The sequence below is a fragment of the Citrobacter sp. RHBSTW-00859 genome (assembly GCF_013729795.1).
Lineage (GTDB): Bacteria > Pseudomonadota > Gammaproteobacteria > Enterobacterales > Enterobacteriaceae > Citrobacter > Citrobacter braakii.
On sequence record NZ_CP056284.1, the window covers coordinates 1445384 to 1463100 of the forward strand.

Annotated in this window: 20 protein-coding genes; 12 read left to right on the forward strand and 8 right to left on the reverse strand. The window is 51.4% G+C overall.

Annotated elements, in window-relative coordinates; genetic code table 11:
* Window positions 1-77 precede the first annotated feature (77 nt).
* On the forward strand, window positions 78-1295 hold the full coding sequence (gene argH, locus HV302_RS07055; RefSeq protein WP_326928757.1) for an argininosuccinate lyase: 1218 nt from the start codon (window positions 78-80) through the stop codon (window positions 1293-1295).
* Here the strand turns inward: argH and HV302_RS07060 are convergent.
* Window positions 1289-1986, reverse strand: a protein-coding gene (locus tag HV302_RS07060) for an IS1 family transposase (protein ID WP_223429336.1) whose coding sequence is annotated in 2 segments (ribosomal slippage) — window positions 1289-1737 and window positions 1737-1986 — 699 coding nt in all. Because the reading frame shifts where the segments join, the coding sequence is not laid out codon by codon here. The two genes, argH and HV302_RS07060, sit on opposite strands and share 7 nt — an antisense overlap.
* 70 nt (window positions 1987-2056) lie before the next feature.
* On the opposite strand from HV302_RS07060, the gene HV302_RS07065 reads away from it, so the two are divergent.
* Window positions 2057-2230 (forward strand): hypothetical protein, encoded by a 174-nt coding sequence (locus HV302_RS07065; protein ID WP_326928758.1) that lies wholly within the window; start codon window positions 2057-2059, stop codon window positions 2228-2230.
* A 62-nt stretch (window positions 2231-2292) separates the two neighbouring features.
* Entirely contained in the window at window positions 2293-3432 is a 1140-nt protein-coding gene (locus tag HV302_RS07070) for an anaerobic C4-dicarboxylate transporter family protein (protein ID WP_326928759.1), read from the forward strand.
* A 10-nt stretch (window positions 3433-3442) separates the two neighbouring features.
* Here the strand turns inward: HV302_RS07070 and HV302_RS07075 are convergent.
* Together HV302_RS07075 and HV302_RS07080 are read right to left on the reverse strand one after the other, a co-directional pair.
* Window positions 3443-4140, reverse strand: a protein-coding gene (locus HV302_RS07075; protein WP_223429336.1) for an IS1 family transposase whose coding sequence is annotated in 2 segments (ribosomal slippage) — window positions 3443-3891 and window positions 3891-4140 — 699 coding nt in all. Because the reading frame shifts where the segments join, the coding sequence is not laid out codon by codon here.
* Between the two features lie 28 nt (window positions 4141-4168).
* On the reverse strand, window positions 4169-4828 hold the full coding sequence (locus HV302_RS07080) for an anaerobic C4-dicarboxylate transporter family protein (protein WP_326928760.1): 660 nt from the start codon (window positions 4826-4828) through the stop codon (window positions 4169-4171).
* A gap of 144 nt (window positions 4829-4972) precedes the next feature.
* Here HV302_RS07080 and HV302_RS07085 point away from each other — a divergent pair, with 144 nt between their 5' ends.
* From HV302_RS07085 to cysM, 7 genes are all read left to right on the forward strand, one after another.
* Window positions 4973-5629, forward strand: coding sequence for a FadR/GntR family transcriptional regulator (locus tag HV302_RS07085; protein WP_016153935.1), 657 nt, complete (start codon window positions 4973-4975; stop codon window positions 5627-5629).
* A gap of 174 nt (window positions 5630-5803) precedes the next feature.
* On the forward strand, window positions 5804-6595 hold the full coding sequence (ucpA, locus tag HV302_RS07090; RefSeq protein WP_016153934.1) for an SDR family oxidoreductase UcpA: 792 nt from the start codon (window positions 5804-5806) through the stop codon (window positions 6593-6595).
* A gap of 156 nt (window positions 6596-6751) precedes the next feature.
* A complete protein-coding gene (locus tag HV302_RS07095; protein WP_181627092.1) occupies window positions 6752-7768 on the forward strand; it encodes a sulfate ABC transporter substrate-binding protein in 1017 nt (338 codons plus the stop codon).
* Window positions 7769-8602 carry a sulfate/thiosulfate ABC transporter permease CysT gene (gene cysT / locus HV302_RS07100; protein ID WP_003038061.1) on the forward strand — a complete coding sequence of 278 codons (834 nt, stop codon included), beginning with the start codon at window positions 7769-7771 and terminating at the stop codon, window positions 8600-8602.
* Window positions 8602-9477, forward strand: a complete 876-nt coding sequence (cysW, locus tag HV302_RS07105) for a sulfate/thiosulfate ABC transporter permease CysW (RefSeq protein ID WP_016153932.1) — start codon at window positions 8602-8604, stop codon at window positions 9475-9477. Before cysT ends, cysW begins: the two co-directional genes overlap by 1 nt.
* The gene (gene cysA, locus HV302_RS07110; RefSeq protein WP_016153931.1) at window positions 9467-10564 is read left to right on the forward strand and encodes a sulfate/thiosulfate ABC transporter ATP-binding protein CysA; all 1098 of its coding nucleotides are present in this window, start codon (window positions 9467-9469) and stop codon (window positions 10562-10564) included. The genes cysW and cysA overlap by 11 nt, the downstream gene beginning before the upstream one ends.
* A 118-nt stretch (window positions 10565-10682) precedes the next feature.
* Window positions 10683-11594, forward strand: coding sequence for a cysteine synthase CysM (gene cysM / locus HV302_RS07115; protein ID WP_016153930.1), 912 nt, complete (start codon window positions 10683-10685; stop codon window positions 11592-11594).
* A gap of 91 nt (window positions 11595-11685) precedes the next feature.
* Here the strand turns inward: cysM and HV302_RS07120 are convergent, their stop codons facing one another.
* Entirely contained in the window at window positions 11686-12402 is a 717-nt protein-coding gene (locus tag HV302_RS07120; protein WP_181627093.1) for a type 1 glutamine amidotransferase, read from the reverse strand.
* A gap of 13 nt (window positions 12403-12415) precedes the next feature.
* The gene (ptsJ, locus tag HV302_RS07125) at window positions 12416-13708 is read right to left on the reverse strand and encodes a MocR-like B6 salvage transcription factor PtsJ (protein WP_181627094.1); all 1293 of its coding nucleotides are present in this window, start codon (window positions 13706-13708) and stop codon (window positions 12416-12418) included.
* An 82-nt stretch (window positions 13709-13790) separates the two neighbouring features.
* Here ptsJ and pdxK point away from each other — a divergent pair, with 82 nt between their 5' ends.
* Together pdxK and HV302_RS07135 are read left to right on the forward strand one after the other, a co-directional pair.
* The gene (pdxK, locus tag HV302_RS07130; protein ID WP_181627095.1) at window positions 13791-14645 is read left to right on the forward strand and encodes a pyridoxine/pyridoxal/pyridoxamine kinase; all 855 of its coding nucleotides are present in this window, start codon (window positions 13791-13793) and stop codon (window positions 14643-14645) included.
* On the forward strand, window positions 14642-14881 hold the full coding sequence (locus tag HV302_RS07135) for a hypothetical protein (RefSeq protein ID WP_016153926.1): 240 nt from the start codon (window positions 14642-14644) through the stop codon (window positions 14879-14881). Before pdxK ends, HV302_RS07135 begins: the two co-directional genes overlap by 4 nt.
* A 76-nt stretch (window positions 14882-14957) precedes the next feature.
* Here the strand turns inward: HV302_RS07135 and crr are convergent, their stop codons facing one another.
* From crr to ptsH, 3 genes are read right to left on the reverse strand one after another with little or no spacing between them, the layout of a single operon-like run.
* Window positions 14958-15467, reverse strand: a complete 510-nt coding sequence (gene crr / locus HV302_RS07140) for a PTS glucose transporter subunit IIA (protein ID WP_000522253.1) — start codon at window positions 15465-15467, stop codon at window positions 14958-14960.
* 40 nt (window positions 15468-15507) lie between these two features.
* On the reverse strand, window positions 15508-17235 hold the full coding sequence (ptsI, locus tag HV302_RS07145; RefSeq protein WP_016153925.1) for a phosphoenolpyruvate-protein phosphotransferase PtsI: 1728 nt from the start codon (window positions 17233-17235) through the stop codon (window positions 15508-15510).
* A gap of 45 nt (window positions 17236-17280) precedes the next feature.
* Window positions 17281-17538, reverse strand: coding sequence for a phosphocarrier protein Hpr (gene ptsH / locus HV302_RS07150; protein ID WP_002913505.1), 258 nt, complete (start codon window positions 17536-17538; stop codon window positions 17281-17283).
* Window positions 17539-17717: the final 179 nt, after the last annotated feature.

Sequence of the window (17717 nt, forward strand, 5' to 3'; positions counted from 1 at the left end):
CTTGTAATCTGAAAATGACCGAAAAATAACGGAATTTATATTTAACCATTTTGCAACAAAGGGTCATTGGAGGTTTTATGTCTACAAAATTATGGGGTGGGCGTTTTGATATGCCTACAAATAAACTGGTCGAATCTTATAATGCGACAATTATGCTGGAACAACGTCTCTGCCCTTTTGATATTCAGGGGAGTATTGCTCACGCCACTATGCTGGGCCGTCAGGGGATTATCACGCAGGATGAAGCGAATGCGATTATTGGCGGGTTAAGGCAGGTCAATAAAGAGATTGAGGAAGGGCAATTCGTTTTTGATACCGTTGATGAAGATATTCATATGGCGATAGAAAGACGTATGACAGAAATAATTGGTCCTGTTGGCGGGAAGCTACATACTGGCCGCAGTCGTAATGACCAGACGACTGTCGATTCGAAAATGCACATGAGATCGACTATTCGTGAAATTCAGCAGGATATCGTTCATCTACAAAAAGTTATTATCAGCAAGGCTGAAAATAACATTAATGCGATCATGCCTGGCTATACTCATTTACAGACCGGTCAGCCTATTCTTCTGTCGCACTGGATAATGGCATATTATTGGATGTTACGCCGTGACTGGACTCGTTTTGCAGACCTTTATCAACGCATGGGGGAATGCCCTTTAGGTTCAGCAGCCCTTGCCGGTACTACTTTCCCCATTGATCGTGATTTCACGGCTAAAGAGCTTGGCTTTGACAAGCCGACTGAAAACAGTATTGATTCTGTCAGCGATCGTGACCATATGGTTGAATTCACTGCCGCCGCTGCTATGTGCTTTATGCATCTTACCCGTTTGTCAGAAGAACTGGTTTTATTCTCAAGTCAGGATTTTAAATTTATTGAGCTTTCAGATGATTTCTGTACCGGTTCCAGCATCATGCCACAGAAGAAAAACCCCGACGTGGCTGAAAAAATGCGCGGTAAAGGGGGGCGTATGTACGGAAATCTAATGGCGATGTTGACCATTATGAAAGGTATCCCTCTGGCCTATAATACTGATATGAGTGAGGATAAAGAGCAGGTCTATGACTCTATGGATACCTTACAGACCAGTCTGAAAATTATGGCGCCGATGCTCGAAAAAATGGTTATTCTTTCAGATAATACTCGCAGCGCAGCGGCAAGAGGATTTTCAAACGCAACCGATATGGCTGACTACCTGGTTCGTAAAGGCATTCCTTTTAGAGAAGCTCACCATATTGTTGGCAGTGCTGTTAATTACTGTATAAAACAGGTAATGACTCCAACTTACTGATAGTGTTTTATGTTCAGATAATGCCCGATGACCTTGTCATGCAGCTCCACCGATTTTGAGAACGACAGTGACTTCCGTCCCAGCCTTGCCAGATGTTGTCTCAGATTCAGGTTATGTCGCTCAATGCGCTGAGTGTAACGCTTGCTGATTACGTGCAGCTTTCCCTTCAGGCGGGATTCATACAGCGGCCAGCCATCCGTCATCCATACCACGACCTCAAAGGCCGACAGCAGGCTCAGAAGACGCTCCAGTGTGGCCAGAGTGCGTTCACCGAAGACGTGCGCCACAACCGTCCTCCGTATCCTGTCATACGCGTAAAACAGCCAGCGCTGACGTGATTTAGCACCGACGTAGCCCCACTGTTCGTCCATTTCCGCGCAGACGATGACGTCACTGCCCGGCTGTATGCGCGAGGTTACCGACTGCGGCCTGAGTTTTTTAAGTGACGTAAAATCGTGTTGAGGCCAACGCCCATAATGCGGGCGGTTGCCCGGCATCCAACGCCATTCATGGCCATATCAATGATTTTCTGGTGCGTACCGGGTTGAGAAGCGGTGTAAGTGAACTGCAGTTGCCATGTTTTACGGCAGTGAGAGCAGAGATAGCGCTGATGTCCGGCAGTGCTTTTGCCGTTACGCACCACCCCGTCAGTAGCTGAACAGGAGGGACAGCTGATAGAAACAGAAGCCACTGGAGCACCTCAAAAACACCATCATACACTAAATCAGTAAGTTGGCAGCATCACCATAAAACATAGAAAAATGTTGGAAGAGCTTACTCTGGATGAATTCCACACATTTGATGATAAAATCGAAAATGATATTTATGAGAGTATATCTCTCGAAGCATGTATTAAATCAAGAATGTCTTATGGTGGCACAGGGACTGATGCTGTTAAAAAACAGATCGAAATTGCTAAATCATATTTAAACTAATCCCGAGCATAGTAATTAATATCTCCCGGATGCAATATCCGGGAGACGCTTTGAGGTGAAAAATGGATGCTTTATTTTTTATACAATTATTTATTGTACTCGCCTGTATTGGTATAGGCGGACGTTATGGCGGAATGGGGCTGGGTGCTGGTGGAGGACTTGGTGTTGCAATATTAGTTCTGGGTTTTGGACTAAAACCCTCCGCACCATCTATTACTGCAATGCTAATTATTATTTGTGTGATTGGCGCTGTCAGCGTATTACAGGCCGCTGGTGGGCTTGATTATCTGGTGCGCGTGGCTGAAAAATTACTCCGTAAAAAACCACAGGCAATTACTTTTGTTGCCCCCATATTAACTTCCATATTTACGCTATTCTGTGGGACTACTTACGTTGCTTTCTCTTTGTATCCGGTTGTCGCTGAAGTTGCTGCTGAAGCAAAGGTCCGTCCGGAGCGAGCGTTGTCCGCAACGGTTATTGCGGCCAGTGTCGCGGTTGCTGCCAGTCCGATGAGTGCGGCAACCGCGGGGATGCTGGCTATTCTGCATGAATATGCCGGGATTAGCCTTGGGCAAATACTGACGATTGCTCTCCCATCATTCTTTATGGCAGCTATTGTTACCAGCTTTTCTGTTTATAAACGCGGAAAAGAGCTGGAGGATGATCCGGAATTCCAGAGGAGAGTTGCTGCTGGTGAATATGAGTTCATGCATACTGAGCAGAAAAAAGAATTTGTTGCTTCAGCTGGCGCTAAAAAAGGTGTCGTTATCTTTGCGATTGGTGTGGTACTGGTACTTATTTTAGGTTCTTTTACTGAGTTACTCCCTTCCTGGGATGGAAAAAGACTGTCAACCCCAATGGTTATTCAGATGGTCATGTTGACAGCCGCGTTGTTTATTATGATTGTCAGTAAAGTACCAAGTAGTACCTTGAATAGCGGCTCAGTCTTCCGTGCAGGTTTGATGGGAGTGGTAGCAATACTCGGTGTTTCATGGATGACGGCGACGTTTTTTGATGCCTATCAGCCAGAACTGATTAAGGTTTTTGGTGGCATTGTCAATGATGCACCAATGCTATTTGGTGTGGTTGTATTCTTGTTCTCGCTGGTCATTATGAGCCCGGCGGCGACGGTAGCCGCCATCATGCCACTCGGTGTTACCTTAGGTATTCCAGCCCCGTTTCTTATCGCTATTTTTGGGTAATGACTCCAACTTACTGATAGTGTTTTATGTTCAGATAATGCCCGATGACCTTGTCATGCAGCTCCACCGATTTTGAGAACGACAGTGACTTCCGTCCCAGCCTTGCCAGATGTTGTCTCAGATTCAGGTTATGTCGCTCAATGCGCTGAGTGTAACGCTTGCTGATTACGTGCAGCTTTCCCTTCAGGCGGGATTCATACAGCGGCCAGCCATCCGTCATCCATACCACGACCTCAAAGGCCGACAGCAGGCTCAGAAGACGCTCCAGTGTGGCCAGAGTGCGTTCACCGAAGACGTGCGCCACAACCGTCCTCCGTATCCTGTCATACGCGTAAAACAGCCAGCGCTGACGTGATTTAGCACCGACGTAGCCCCACTGTTCGTCCATTTCCGCGCAGACGATGACGTCACTGCCCGGCTGTATGCGCGAGGTTACCGACTGCGGCCTGAGTTTTTTAAGTGACGTAAAATCGTGTTGAGGCCAACGCCCATAATGCGGGCGGTTGCCCGGCATCCAACGCCATTCATGGCCATATCAATGATTTTCTGGTGCGTACCGGGTTGAGAAGCGGTGTAAGTGAACTGCAGTTGCCATGTTTTACGGCAGTGAGAGCAGAGATAGCGCTGATGTCCGGCAGTGCTTTTGCCGTTACGCACCACCCCGTCAGTAGCTGAACAGGAGGGACAGCTGATAGAAACAGAAGCCACTGGAGCACCTCAAAAACACCATCATACACTAAATCAGTAAGTTGGCAGCATCACCAAACTCACCTTCAGCAACCCTGCGTTGGAATTCCGGATCATTTTTAAGCTCATGACCTCTTTTAAAGACGAACAGGCAGCCGACAACGCAGCCAAGGAACGTTCCGGGAACGGTGACTAACAAGATATCTAAAGCAGAGACATGTAATCCAGCAAGGACAGCAATTGTCCCTGTAACGACCGCACTGACCGGGCTGGCAATAAGCCCAAAATTGGCAGCGATTACTGACATCGACATGGCCCTCTCTGGCCGTACCCTGGCATCTGCTGCAATTTCAGCAATGACTGGATAAACCGAAAAGGCAACATATCCTGTTCCGCAGATAGCAGTAAAAAGGTAAGCGACTGCGGGGCCGAGGAAAGTGATCGCGCCCGGCCACTTTCTGAGGATCCGTTCTGCCATCGTAACGAATAAATCAAGCCCGCCAGCCGCCTGGAGGATTGTGATGCAAGTGATAACCGCAAGGATAATAGAAATAACAGTGAAAGGAGGTGAGTCGGGAGGGAGTCCAAAACCAAAAGTCAGGATAGCGAGTCCTAACCCGCCAGCAGCCCCCAGGCCAATCCCACCAAAACGCCCACCTATACCGATACATATAAGTACTATCGCAAACTGAGTTACGAATAACACCATAATTAATTCCTTTTTATTAACAAATGGCTTGGTATAATTTGAATAATAGGGGCTATAATCTTACCATAACAGTATATTAAGCAATCTAACTTATTAGATTATTTATACTCATCAGTTTTGCAGCACTTTAATCCGAGAGTGTTTATGGATAACAAAAACGAACTGTTTGAAAGTATTAAAAATTATCTGCTTGATGATGCTAACCGTAATGCTGATGGTCGCATTGAAACTGAAACTGAGCTTGCCGTTCGTTTTAATACATCAAGATATAAAGTTCGTCAGGCGCTTAGCACACTGGTACAGATGGGAATGTTGGAACGATCTCCTCGTCGTGGCAGCGTCTTGAAGAATTTGGAACAGCACAACATCAATCACCAGTTGTTAATGCAGTTTGATTTGTCTGGGTTTGATATCACAGAATTTACAGAGGCAAGGATCCTGATTGAGTGCGCGATTATCCCTCTGGCAACGCGTAGAATTTTTCCGGCGATGCTCTCCAAACTTGAAAATGAGCTAAGGCTTATTGAAGAGAATGCGGATAACCCCCAGGTGGCCGATCGTCACGATAGAGATTTTCATTTGCTCTTGCTACAGGCGAGTGGCAACCGGGTGCTGCAGGTTTTCTCTGATGTCCTCATTACTTATTTTGAGAAAACAAGGGAGTCGTTACCTGCGAACGATCGTCAGTATTTTCTTGATACGGCGGCAAAACAGAGGGAAATACTGCTTCATATTAAAAAAGGGGATGCGCAGATGGCATCGGAGTTGATGAGAGCACATTTGCTGGAAAAACGGCTGTAAGTCTTCTGTTAACCTGGTCAGAGCATGTTTACTATTGGGTCCCCGCAATGCCGGGGACTTTTTTTACCTGAGATTAACCTGATTTAGTGAGCTATTCCTCAGCACTTATTTGTTATTGCTGTATCTTCTGCGTGAATGAAGCGAATGCTTCATATTCAAAAGGAGAATATTGAAATGGGAAAACTCACGGGCAAAACGGCATTGATTACGGGCGCATCTCAGGGTATTGGCGAAGGGATCGCCAGAACATTTGCCCGCCATGGCGCGAACCTAATCCTGCTGGATATCTCCGATGAGATTGAAAAACTGGCGGATGAGTTGGCTGGGCGCGGGCACCGTTGCACCGCCGTTCACGCTGACGTCAGAGATTTTGCGTCGGTCACGGAAGCGGTAAAACGCGCGAAGAAGATTGAAGGCAAAATCGATATTCTGGTCAACAATGCGGGCGTATGTCGCCTCGGCAACTTCCTTGATATGAGCGATGAAGATCGCGATTTCCACATTGATATCAACATTAAAGGCGTCTGGAACGTGACGAAAGCCGTTCTGCCGGAGATGATTGCGCGCAAAGACGGGCGCATCGTGATGATGTCCTCTGTGACCGGCGATATGGTTGCCGATCCGGGCGAAACGGCCTACGCGCTGTCGAAAGCCGCAATCATTGGTTTGACCAAATCTCTGGCGGTGGAATACGCGCAGTCCGGCATTCGCGTTAATGCTATTTGCCCGGGCTACGTTCGTACGCCGATGGCGGAAAATATCGCTCGTCAGTCTAATCCGGAGGATCCTGAATCCGTATTAGTCGAAATGGCAAAAGCGATCCCGATGCGCCGCTTGGCCTGCCCACTTGAGGTCGGTGAACTGGCGGCATTCCTGGCGTCGGATGAGTCCAGTTACTTAACTGGCACGCAAAACGTGATTGATGGCGGCAGCACCCTGCCTGAAAGCGTTAGCGTCGGCGTCTGATTGATGCCGGTCTCCTCCCCGTGCGCTGGGGAGGAGGTACCCTTATTCTCTTTTCAACTTTCAAATCATCAAACGGTATATAAAACCGTTACTCCTTTAGCACTGGTTATAAATATGATGACCATAAGAAAGTCATTAAATTTATAAGGGTGCGCAATGGCCGTTAACTTACTGAAAAAAAGAACCCTGACGCTGGCAGCAATGCTGTTGCTGGTGGGTCAGGCGCAGGCAACGGAGCTGCTGAACAGTTCATACGATGTCTCTCGCGAGCTGTTTGCCGCCCTTAACCCGCCGTTTGAACAGCAATGGACGAAGGATAACGGCGGTGACAAACTGACGATTAAACAATCTCATGCCGGGTCATCAAAACAGGCGCTGGCGATTCTGCAGGGGCTGAAAGCCGATGTGGTGACCTATAACCAGGTGACCGATGTACAGATCCTGCATGACAAAGGCAAGCTGATCCCGGCCGACTGGCAAAGCCGTCTACCGAATAACAGTTCGCCATTCTATTCCACCATGGCATTTTTGGTGCGTAAGGGTAACCCGAAGAATATCCACGAATGGAACGACCTGGTTCGCCCGGACGTGAAACTGATTTTCCCGAATCCGAAAACCTCCGGTAACGCGCGTTATACCTATCTGGCTGCGTGGGGCGCGGCAGATAAAGCGGATGGTGGGGATAAAGCCAAAACTGAACAGTTCATGACCCAGTTTCTGAAAAACGTGGAAGTGTTTGATACCGGCGGTCGCGGGGCAACCACCACATTCGTGGAACGCGGCCTGGGCGATGTGCTGATCACCTTTGAATCAGAAGTGAACAACATCCGTAAACAGTATGAAGACCAGGGCTTCGAAGTGGTGGTGCCGAAGGTCAACATTCTGGCGGAGTTCCCGGTGGCCTGGGTAGATAAAAATGTGCAGGCTAACGGTACTGAAAAAGCGGCAAAAGCGTACCTGAACTGGCTGTACAGCCCGCAGGCGCAAACCATCATTACTGATTTCTACTACCGCGTGAATAATCCGCAGGTGATGGACAAACTGCAGGATAAATTCCCGCAGACCGAACTTTTCCGCGTGGAAGACAGGTTTGGCTCGTGGCCTGAGGTAATGAAAACGCACTTTGTCAGCGGCGGTGAGTTGGACAAACTGTTGGCGGCGGGGCGTAAGTAAATGTTTGCTGTTTCTTCCCGACGCGTGCTGCCCGGCTTTACCTTAAGTTTGGGCACCAGCTTACTGTTTGTCTGCCTGATTTTGCTGCTGCCGCTTAGCGCGCTGGTGATGCAATTGGCGCAAATGAGCTGGGCGCAATACTGGGATGTGATTACCAACCCGCAGGTGGTGGCGGCTTATAAAGTGACGCTGCTGTCGGCGTTTGTGGCGTCGATTTTTAACGGCGTGTTTGGTTTGCTGATGGCGTGGATCTTAACCCGCTATCGCTTTCCGGGCCGTACGCTGCTGGATGCGCTGATGGATCTGCCGTTTGCGCTGCCTACGGCGGTAGCAGGTCTGACGCTGGCATCGCTGTTTTCGGTCAACGGTTTCTACGGCGAGTGGTTGGCGAAGCTGGATATTAAAGTGACCTACACCTGGCTTGGCATTGCGGTGGCGATGGCTTTTACCAGCATTCCATTCGTGGTGCGTACCGTGCAGCCGGTGCTGGAAGAGTTAGGTCCGGAGTATGAAGAAGCGGCGGAAACGCTCGGCGCTACGCGCTGGCAGAGCTTTCGTAAAGTGGTACTGCCGGAGCTGTCTCCCGCGCTAGTCGCGGGCGTTGCGCTCTCGTTTACCCGCAGCCTCGGTGAGTTTGGCGCGGTTATCTTTATCGCCGGAAACATCGCATGGAAAACGGAAGTGACCTCGCTGATGATTTTTGTTCGTTTGCAGGAGTTTGACTACCCGGCCGCCAGCGCGATTGCATCTGTGATCCTCGGGGCTTCGTTGCTGCTGCTGTTTTCAATTAACACCCTGCAAAGTCGCTTTGGTCGACGCGTGGTAGGTCACTGATGGCAGACATTACCCAATTGAAACGTTATGGCGCACCCCGCATCAACTGGGGGAAATGGTTTCTGATCGGCACGGGCATGCTGGTATCCGCCTTTATTTTGCTGGTGCCGATGGTTTACATCTTCGTGCAGGCGTTCAGCAAGGGGTTGATGCCGGTATTACACAACCTGGCTGATCCGGACATGCTGCACGCCATCTGGCTGACGGTGCTGATTGCGCTGATTGCGGTGCCGGTGAACCTGGTGTTTGGCGTGTTACTGGCCTGGCTGGTGACCCGCTTTAACTTCCCTGGACGCCAGTTGTTGCTCACGTTACTGGATATTCCGTTTGCCGTTTCACCAGTGGTCGCTGGCCTGGTCTATCTGCTGTTTTACGGCTCTAACGGCCCGCTTGGCGGATGGCTGGATGAACACAACCTGCAAATTATGTTTGCCTGGCCGGGAATGGTGCTGGTGACGGTGTTCGTGACCTGTCCGTTTGTGGTGCGCGAACTGGTGCCGGTGATGTTAAGCCAGGGCAGCCATGAAGATGAGGCGGCGGTTCTGCTTGGCGCATCCGGCTGGCAAATGTTCCGTCGCGTTACGCTGCCGAATATCCGTTGGGCATTGCTGTACGGCGTGGTGCTGACCAACGCCCGTGCGATTGGCGAGTTCGGCGCGGTATCGGTGGTTTCTGGCTCGATTCGCGGTGAAACCTTGTCTTTGCCGCTACAGATTGAATTACTGGAGCAGGACTACAACACTGTCGGCTCCTTTACCGCCGCGGCGCTATTAACGCTGATGGCGATTATTACCCTGTTTTTGAAGAGCATGTTGCAATGGCGCCTGGAAAACCAGGAGAAGCGCGCGCAGCAGGAGGAAAATCATGAGCATTGAGATTGCCAATATTAAGAAGTCTTTTGGTCGCACCCAGGTGCTGAACGATATCTCGCTGGATATTCCTTCAGGTCAGATGGTCGCCCTGTTGGGGCCTTCCGGATCGGGCAAAACTACGCTGCTGCGCATCATCGCCGGGCTGGAGCATCAGTCCAGCGGGCATATCCGTTTCCACGGCACTGACGTCAGTCGTTTGCACGCCCGCGACCGTAAGGTGGGGTTCGTGTTTCAGCACTATGCGCTGTTTCGTCATATGACCGTTTTCGACAATATCGCTTTTGGTCTGACTGTTCTGCCACGGCGGGAGCGCCCGAATGCGGCAACGATCAAAGCAAAAGTGACCAAACTGCTGGAGATGGTTCAACTGGCTCATCTGGCGGACCGTTTCCCGGCACAGCTTTCCGGGGGGCAAAAGCAGCGCGTGGCGTTGGCGCGTGCGCTGGCGGTAGAGCCGCAGATCTTGTTGCTCGACGAGCCGTTTGGCGCGCTCGATGCTCAGGTGCGTAAAGAACTGCGTCGCTGGCTACGTCAGTTGCATGAAGAGCTGAAGTTCACCAGCGTGTTTGTTACCCACGATCAGGAAGAAGCGACGGAAGTCGCAGACCGCGTGGTGGTGATGAGCCAGGGTCATATCGAGCAGGCTGATGCGCCCGATCAGGTATGGCGCGAACCGGCTACCCGTTTTGTCCTGGAATTTATGGGTGAAGTTAACCGCCTGCAAGGGACGATTCGCGGTGGACAATTCCACGTGGGCGCACATCGCTGGCCGCTGGGCTATACACCTGGCTATCAGGGCCCGGTGGATCTGTTCCTGCGTCCGTGGGAAGTGGACGTCAGCCGTCGTACCAGTCTGGATTCGCCGTTGCCGGTGCAGGTGCTGGAAGCCAGCCCGAAAGGACACTACACCCAATTAGTTGTGCAACCCTTGGGGTGGTATAACGAACCGCTGACAGTGATTATGCAGGGCGATGATTCCCCGAACCGCGGCGAACGTCTGTTTGTTGGGCTGCAAAATGCGCGTTTGTATAATGGCGACCAGCGTATTGAAACGCGTGAAGAGGAACTTGCCCTGGCGCAAAGTGCCTGATAGGTTAATTCGTATAGTTATCATCCGGTGGCGCTGCGCTTACCGGGCTTAACGGGTGGTGCATGACCTGTAAGCCGGGTAAGCGCAGCGCCACCCGGCATTTTATTGAGCTGAAAACGTGAACACATTAGAACAAACAATTGGCAATACGCCTCTGGTGAAATTACAACGTCTGACGGCGGATAACGGCAGTGAAATTTGGGTCAAGCTGGAAGGCAATAATCCCGCAGGTTCAGTGAAAGACCGCGCGGCGTTGTCGATGATCGTTGAAGCGGAAAAGCGCGGGGAAATTCAGCCAGGCGACGTGCTGATTGAGGCTACCAGCGGTAATACGGGTATTGCGCTGGCGATGATTGCCGCGCTGAAAGGCTACCGCATGAAGCTCCTGATGCCAGACAACATGAGCCAGGAACGACGTGCGGCGATGCGTGCTTACGGGGCTGAACTGGTTCTGGTGACCAAAGAGCAGGGGATGGAAGGGGCGCGTGATTTAGCCCTTGAGATGGCGCAGCGCGGAGAAGGTAAACTTCTCGATCAGTTTAATAATCCTGATAACCCGTATGCGCACTACACGACTACCGGACCCGAAATCTGGCAGCAGACGTCAGGACGTATTACCCATTTCGTCTCCAGCATGGGGACGACAGGCACCATTACCGGCGTATCGCGTTTTCTGCGTGAACAGGACAAACCCGTCACCATCGTTGGCCTGCAGCCGGAAGAGGGCAGTAGTATTCCGGGCATTCGTCGCTGGCCAGCGGAATATATGCCGGGCATTTTCAACGCCTCGCTGGTGGATGAGGTGCTGGATATTCATCAGAACGATGCGGAAAACACCATGCGTGAACTTGCCGTTCGCGAAGGGATTTTTTGCGGAGTGAGTTCTGGCGGCGCGGTTGCGGGCGCGTTACGCGTGGCGCGCGCGACACCGGGGGCGGTGGTGGTGGCGATCATCTGCGATCGCGGCGATCGCTACCTTTCCACCGGGGTCTTTGGCGAAGAGCATTTCAGCCAGGGATTAGGTATTTAATTTGTCGGCCTGATAAGCGTAGCGCTAGCAGGCAACCGTACGGCAGGATCGCCGGATGACGACGCAAAGCGTCTTCTCCGGCCCGCACTGTTCAATCGTTACGTTTTTCTACCAACTTATCAAGGAATTGCCACAGCGTCTCATTCATCTGCTGGTAATCCCAGGTGCGCATCTCTTCAACAGCGCGAATAAAGCGCTTCCCTTTCGCTTCGGCCAGTTCTTGCTCAGAGTGCTGAATTAATCCTTCGATCGCTTCGGCGGTAAACTCCATATGGCACTGAAAACCATAGACGAAATTACCGTATTGTACGATTTGTCGCGGACATCCCTCGCTTGTGGCAAGAATTGTCGCCTGGTCGGTCAATCCCGGCATGTCATTGTGCCAGTGACCCACGTTGAGCGGTGAGCCGAAATGGCTGAACAACGGATGCTGTTGGCCTGCCTCGGTCAGGGCGATCGGATAGTGACCAATCTCTTTTTCCGGGCTTTGGCACACCTTCGCGCCCAGTGCTTCGCCGATTAACTGCGACCCCAAACAGATCCCCACCACGATTTTTCGTGCCGCAATCGCCTGATTTATCAGATGCTGCTCTGCCTGAGAGTCAAAGTATGGGCACTCTGCGAGCGTGGTGCGGGGTGACTGCGGCCCACCAAATACCACCAGCATATCGAAGCCATCGGCATTAGCGGGAACAGTTTCTCCGGCGTAAACGCGCGACCAACTGATGGTATAGCCGCGTGATTCGGCCCACGGCAGGTACGCGCCAGCAGATTCGAAAGACTCATGAATAACAAAATGAACTCGCACTTTTCCTCTCCTGTTAGCGCTTTAGCGCCTGATGGATATCAGTCGCCAGCTTATCAATGTCGCTGTCTGCTAATGTTGACAGCGTAATGCGCAGGCCATGCGCAGGCGTATTGACGCCAAACACTTCGCCTTCACGTACCAGCCAGCCGGACTTTGCCAGCGCAAAAGCGATCGCCTGGCTGTTATCTTCTAGCGGCAGCCACAGATTAAGACCGTCGCTGTCGGGCAGCGTAATGCCATGAAGCCGCAGAGCCGCTGCCAGCTTTTGCTGCTGGGCGGCGTAAAACTGCTGAGTTTGCGCCAGCGTGTGTTGATAAGTCTCGTCACTCAGACAGGCGCAGGCCAGATCCTGCAGCAGATGGCTGACCCACTGACTGCCGGCGTTGAGCCGTAAACGCAGTTTCGCGGAAGTGAGTGGATCGCTGGCGACGATGGCCAGGCGTAAATCCGGGCCTAAAGTTTTCGACATTGAGCGAACAATCGCCCAGTGCGTGGTTTCCTTCGCAATCACCGGATACCAACGGCATGCGGACAGCAGCGCAAAGTGGTCGTCGACGATCACCAGCGTCTGCGGATAGCGGGCCAGGATTTCCTGCAATTGCGCCGCGCGGGATGCGCTCAGACTGCATCCTGTCGGATTATGGGCGCGCGGCGTCAGAATCACCGCCCGCGCGCCTTTCTGTAGCGCGATTTCCAGCATGTCTGGCTGCATGCCTTCGCTGTCAACGTTGACCGGACTGGCGGAGAATCCGGCATAACGTAGCATGTTGATGCTGCTCAAAAAGCATGGATCTTCTACCACAACGCTGTCGCCAGGCAGTAAATGGGCGCACAGTAGGCGCTCAATGGCATCAATGGCGCCGCTGGTGATATCAATTTCTCCCGTGGCTGGCATCGCATCTTGCATCCATTGCGTGGCCCACGCCTTAAGGCCGGGTGATACAGCGGCATCACCGTACAAACGGGGATTCTTATTTATTTGCGCGAAATAACGGCTGAGGTCGGGAAGACGCGCGGGGGCTGGATTACCGCCGGAAAGATCGATAAGCGCGGTATCCGGATTGCCGCCTTCCAGCGCAACGGGGGCTGAAATCCCCTTGATTACCGTGCCGTTACGTCCCTGGCTTTGTGCCAGCCCGGAGGTGACCAGGCGTTTATAAGCCGCCGCGACAGTATTACGGTTAACGTTCAATGCTGTTGCCAGTTCACGCACCGGCGGCAACGTTTCTCCTGCCGCCAACGTGCCTGTAGCGACATGTTGACGAATACTGTCAAAAATTTCGTTAGCGGTTTTTCCGTCGATCATTATTGACCTATGACAAAATGAATTTTAGCATATGACGATAATAGTGAGGCGTAAGCCCGCTGTCCAGCGAGAGGAGAAATTTATGGAGCAGGGGAGTGATATTCAGTCAGTGCTCTTCGGCGACAAGCATCGGGCGTTACAGACCGATATCGTCGCCGTCCAGTCACAGGTGGTTTATGGCAGCGTAGGCAACAGCATCGCCGTTCCGGCCATTAAAGCGCAGGGATTACGCGTGACGGCAGTGCCTACGGTGCTGTTCAGTAATACCCCGCATTATGAAACATTTTACGGCGGCGTTATTCCGGCCGACTGGTTTAGCGGGTATCTCCGCGCCTTGAATGAGCGTGATGCTTTACGCGAGCTGAAGGCGGTGACGACAGGCTATATGGGCAGTGCAGAGCAAATCGCTCTGTTAGCACAGTGGCTGGAAACGGTGCGGGCTACGCATCCGACAGTGTGCATTTTGGTCGACCCGGTGATTGGCGATACGGACAGCGGTATGTATGTAAAAGCTGAAATTCCGCAGGCCTACCGTCAGCACCTGCTACCGCTGGCTCAGGGACTGACGCCGAACGTGTTTGAACTGCAAATGCTGAGCGGAAAGCCGTGTCGTACGCTTGATGAAGCCATCACGGCGGCGCAATCGCTGCTTACCGAAACGCTGAAATGGGTGGTGATCACCAGCGCGCCGGGGGATAGCGAAGATATTATTAACGTTGCGGTGGTGACGGCTGAAACGGTTGAGGTGTTCGCTCATCCACGGGTTAAAACGGATCTGAAGGGAACTGGCGATCTGTTTTGTGCTGAGCTGGTGAGCGGTATTGTGCTGGGTAAAGCGCTGACAACCGCGACGCACGATGCAGCTCAGCGCGTACTGGAAGTGATGAAATGGACCAATCTGTGCGGTTGTGATGAGTTAATTCGGGAGGCGCGATGAAGAGTTACCGGCTGGTGGTTCGCCAGAATGGGCGTATGGTTGGACATTTTGACACCAGCGGGGCAACGGCGCTGGAAGATATCTGTGTGGCGCGGGCCATGTTTGGCATCGCGGGTGGCTACAATTGTGAACTGTTAGTGGCGGATTCGGAGCGACGGATGCTGGAAAGCGGGCCGGAAGGGATGAAAATCCTGATGCGCGAGGCGTGTTACCGACCGGTCACCTCACAAATTTAGCGTTATCCGGCAGATTTTGAGGTCTGCCAGATAAAAAAATGGCGCCATCAGGCGCCATTCTTCTCTGCAGCAAGAATTACTTCTTGATGCGGATAACCGGAGTTTCACCCACTGTCACGCTACCGGACAGTTTGATCAGCTCTTTGATTTCGTCCATGTTGGAGATAACAACCGGAGTCAGGGTAGACTTGGCTTTTTCTTCCAGCAGCGGCAGATCGAATTCAATAACCGGGTCGCCCACTTTAACGCGCTGACCTTCTTCAGCGATGCGCTTAAAGCCTTCGCCTTTCAGTTCAACGGTATCAATACCGAAGTGAACAAACAGCTCAATGCCGCTGTCGGATTCGATAGAGAAAGCGTGGTTGGTTTCAAAGATTTTGCCGATGGTGCCATCAACAGGGGCGACCATTTTGTTACCGGTTGGTTTGATAGCGATGCCATCACCAACGATTTTTTCAGCAAAAACTACATCCGGCACGTCTTCGATGTTGACGATCTCGCCAGAGAGCGGAGCAACAATCTCAATAGTTCCGGTGTCTTTCTTATCATCAGAAACCAGAGATTTCAGTTTATCGAACAAACCCATGATCTTCTCCTAAGCAGTAAATTGGGCCGCATCTCGTGGATTAGCAGATTGTTTTTTCTTCAATGAACTTGTTAACCAGCGTCATTAACTCGTCCGTTGTCGGTTGAGCAAGAGCCTGCTCTGCTAACACCTTCGCATCTTCGAAGTTCGTGTTACGGATAATCTTCTTAATGCGCGGGATAGAAATGGCGCTCATAGAGAATTCGTCCAGACCCATCCCCAGCAACAGAAGTGTAGCACGTTCGTCGCCTGCAAGCTCACCACACATGCCAGTCCATTTGCCTTCCGCATGAGAAGCATCGATAACTTGCTTGATCAGCGTCAGCACAGATGGCGACATCGGTTGGTAAAGGTGTGAAATCATATCATTACCACGGTCAACTGCCAGGGTGTACTGCGTTAAATCATTGGTGCCGATACTAAAGAAATCAACTTCTTTGGCTAAATGACGCGCAATTGTTGCCGCTGCCGGTGTTTCCACCATCACGCCAATCTCAATGCTTTCGTCAAATGCTTTACCTTCGTCGCGCAGTTCCTGTTTGTAGATTTCGATCTCTTTGCGTAGTGCGCGCACTTCTTCAACAGAGATGATCATTGGGAACATGATGCGCAGTTTGCCGAAAGCAGAGGCGCGCAGGATTGCGCGAACCTGATCCCGCAGGATCTCTTTACGATCCATGGCGATACGTACGGCACGCCAGCCCAGGAACGGGTTCTCTTCTTTCGGGAAGTTCATGTACGGCAGCTCTTTATCGCCGCCGATGTCCATGGTACGGACGATGACCGCCTGAGAGCCACAGGCTTCAGCAACGGCTTTATACGCAGCAAACTGTTCTTCTTCAGTCGGCAGCGATTCACGGTCCATGAACAGGAATTCGGTGCGGTACAGACCAACACCTTCGGCGCCATTACGCTCAGCGCCTTCAACGTCACGAACGGTACCGATGTTGGCGCAAACTTCTACCTGATGTCCGTCCAGCGTGATAGCCGGGAGATCTTTCAGCTTAGCGAGTTCCGCTTTTTCGGTAGCAACCTGCTCCTGAACGGCGCGCAGTTGCTCAATAACTTCATTGGTCGGATTGACGTAAACCTGGTTGTTTACGGCATCCAGAATCAGATAGTCGTCGTTTTTAACCTGAGAGGTGACGCTACCCGTACCTACGATGGCTGGCAGTTCCAGAGAACGCGCCATGATAGAAGTATGGGAAGTCCGTCCGCCCGCGTCAGTGATGAAACCCAGCACCTTGTTCAGGTTCAGCTGTGCGGTTTCTGACGGGGTCAGGTCTGCAGCTACCAGGATAACTTCTTCCTGAATAGCGCTCAGGTCGATAATAGCCAGACCCAGGATGTTACGCAGCAGGCGTTTACCGATGTCACGTACGTCAGCCGCACGTTCTTTCAGGTATTCATCATCCAGCTCTTCAAGGGCTGTGGCCTGACCTTCGATAACTTCATGCGCAGCTGCATCAGCCGTCATGTGCTTATCTTTAATCAGGGCTATGATTTCCTGCTCCAGCTCCTCATCTTCGAGCAGCATGATATGCCCTTCAAAGATGGCTTCTTTTTCTTCACCGAACGTTTCACCAGCTTTGGTTTTGATCGCTTCCAGTTGCGCAGATGCCTTGGCACGACCGCTCAGAAAACGTTCAACTTCCTGATCAACCTTGTCGGCAGAAATTTTTTTCCGGTCAATGACGATCTCGTCTTCTTTCAGCAGCAATGCTTTACCGAAAGCGATACCCGGGGATGCTAAAATGCCTGAAATCATAACCCTACCTTACTTGTGACTGATATTTAAAAGAACTCGTTGAACTTACTCGAGTTCAGCCATCAGTTTAACCAGATGCTCAACTGCTTTCTGCTCGTCTTCACCTTCTGCGGACAGGGTGACAACGGTACCCTGAGTCAGGCCCAGAGTCTGCAGTTTAAACAGGCTTTTGGCGCTAGCGCTTTTGCCGTTGGAAGTCACAGTAATTTCAGAAGTAAAGCCTTTTGCTTCTTTAACAAACTGAGCAGCAGGGCGAGTATGCAGACCGTTCGGAGCGGTAATGGTAACTTCTTGCTGGAACATTATATTTCCCCAACTTATAGGTTTAGTGTTGTGGAACTAAAGTCTAGCCTGGCGGTTCAACTTTAGCCTGTATTGTTAGCATCGGCGTAAACTGGACGCGACACAAAAGGAGTTCGGTGCAATCCGTTGCTGGCAACTTCTTGCCGCTGACGTTTCGTTCGTCATTAAACATTATGCCG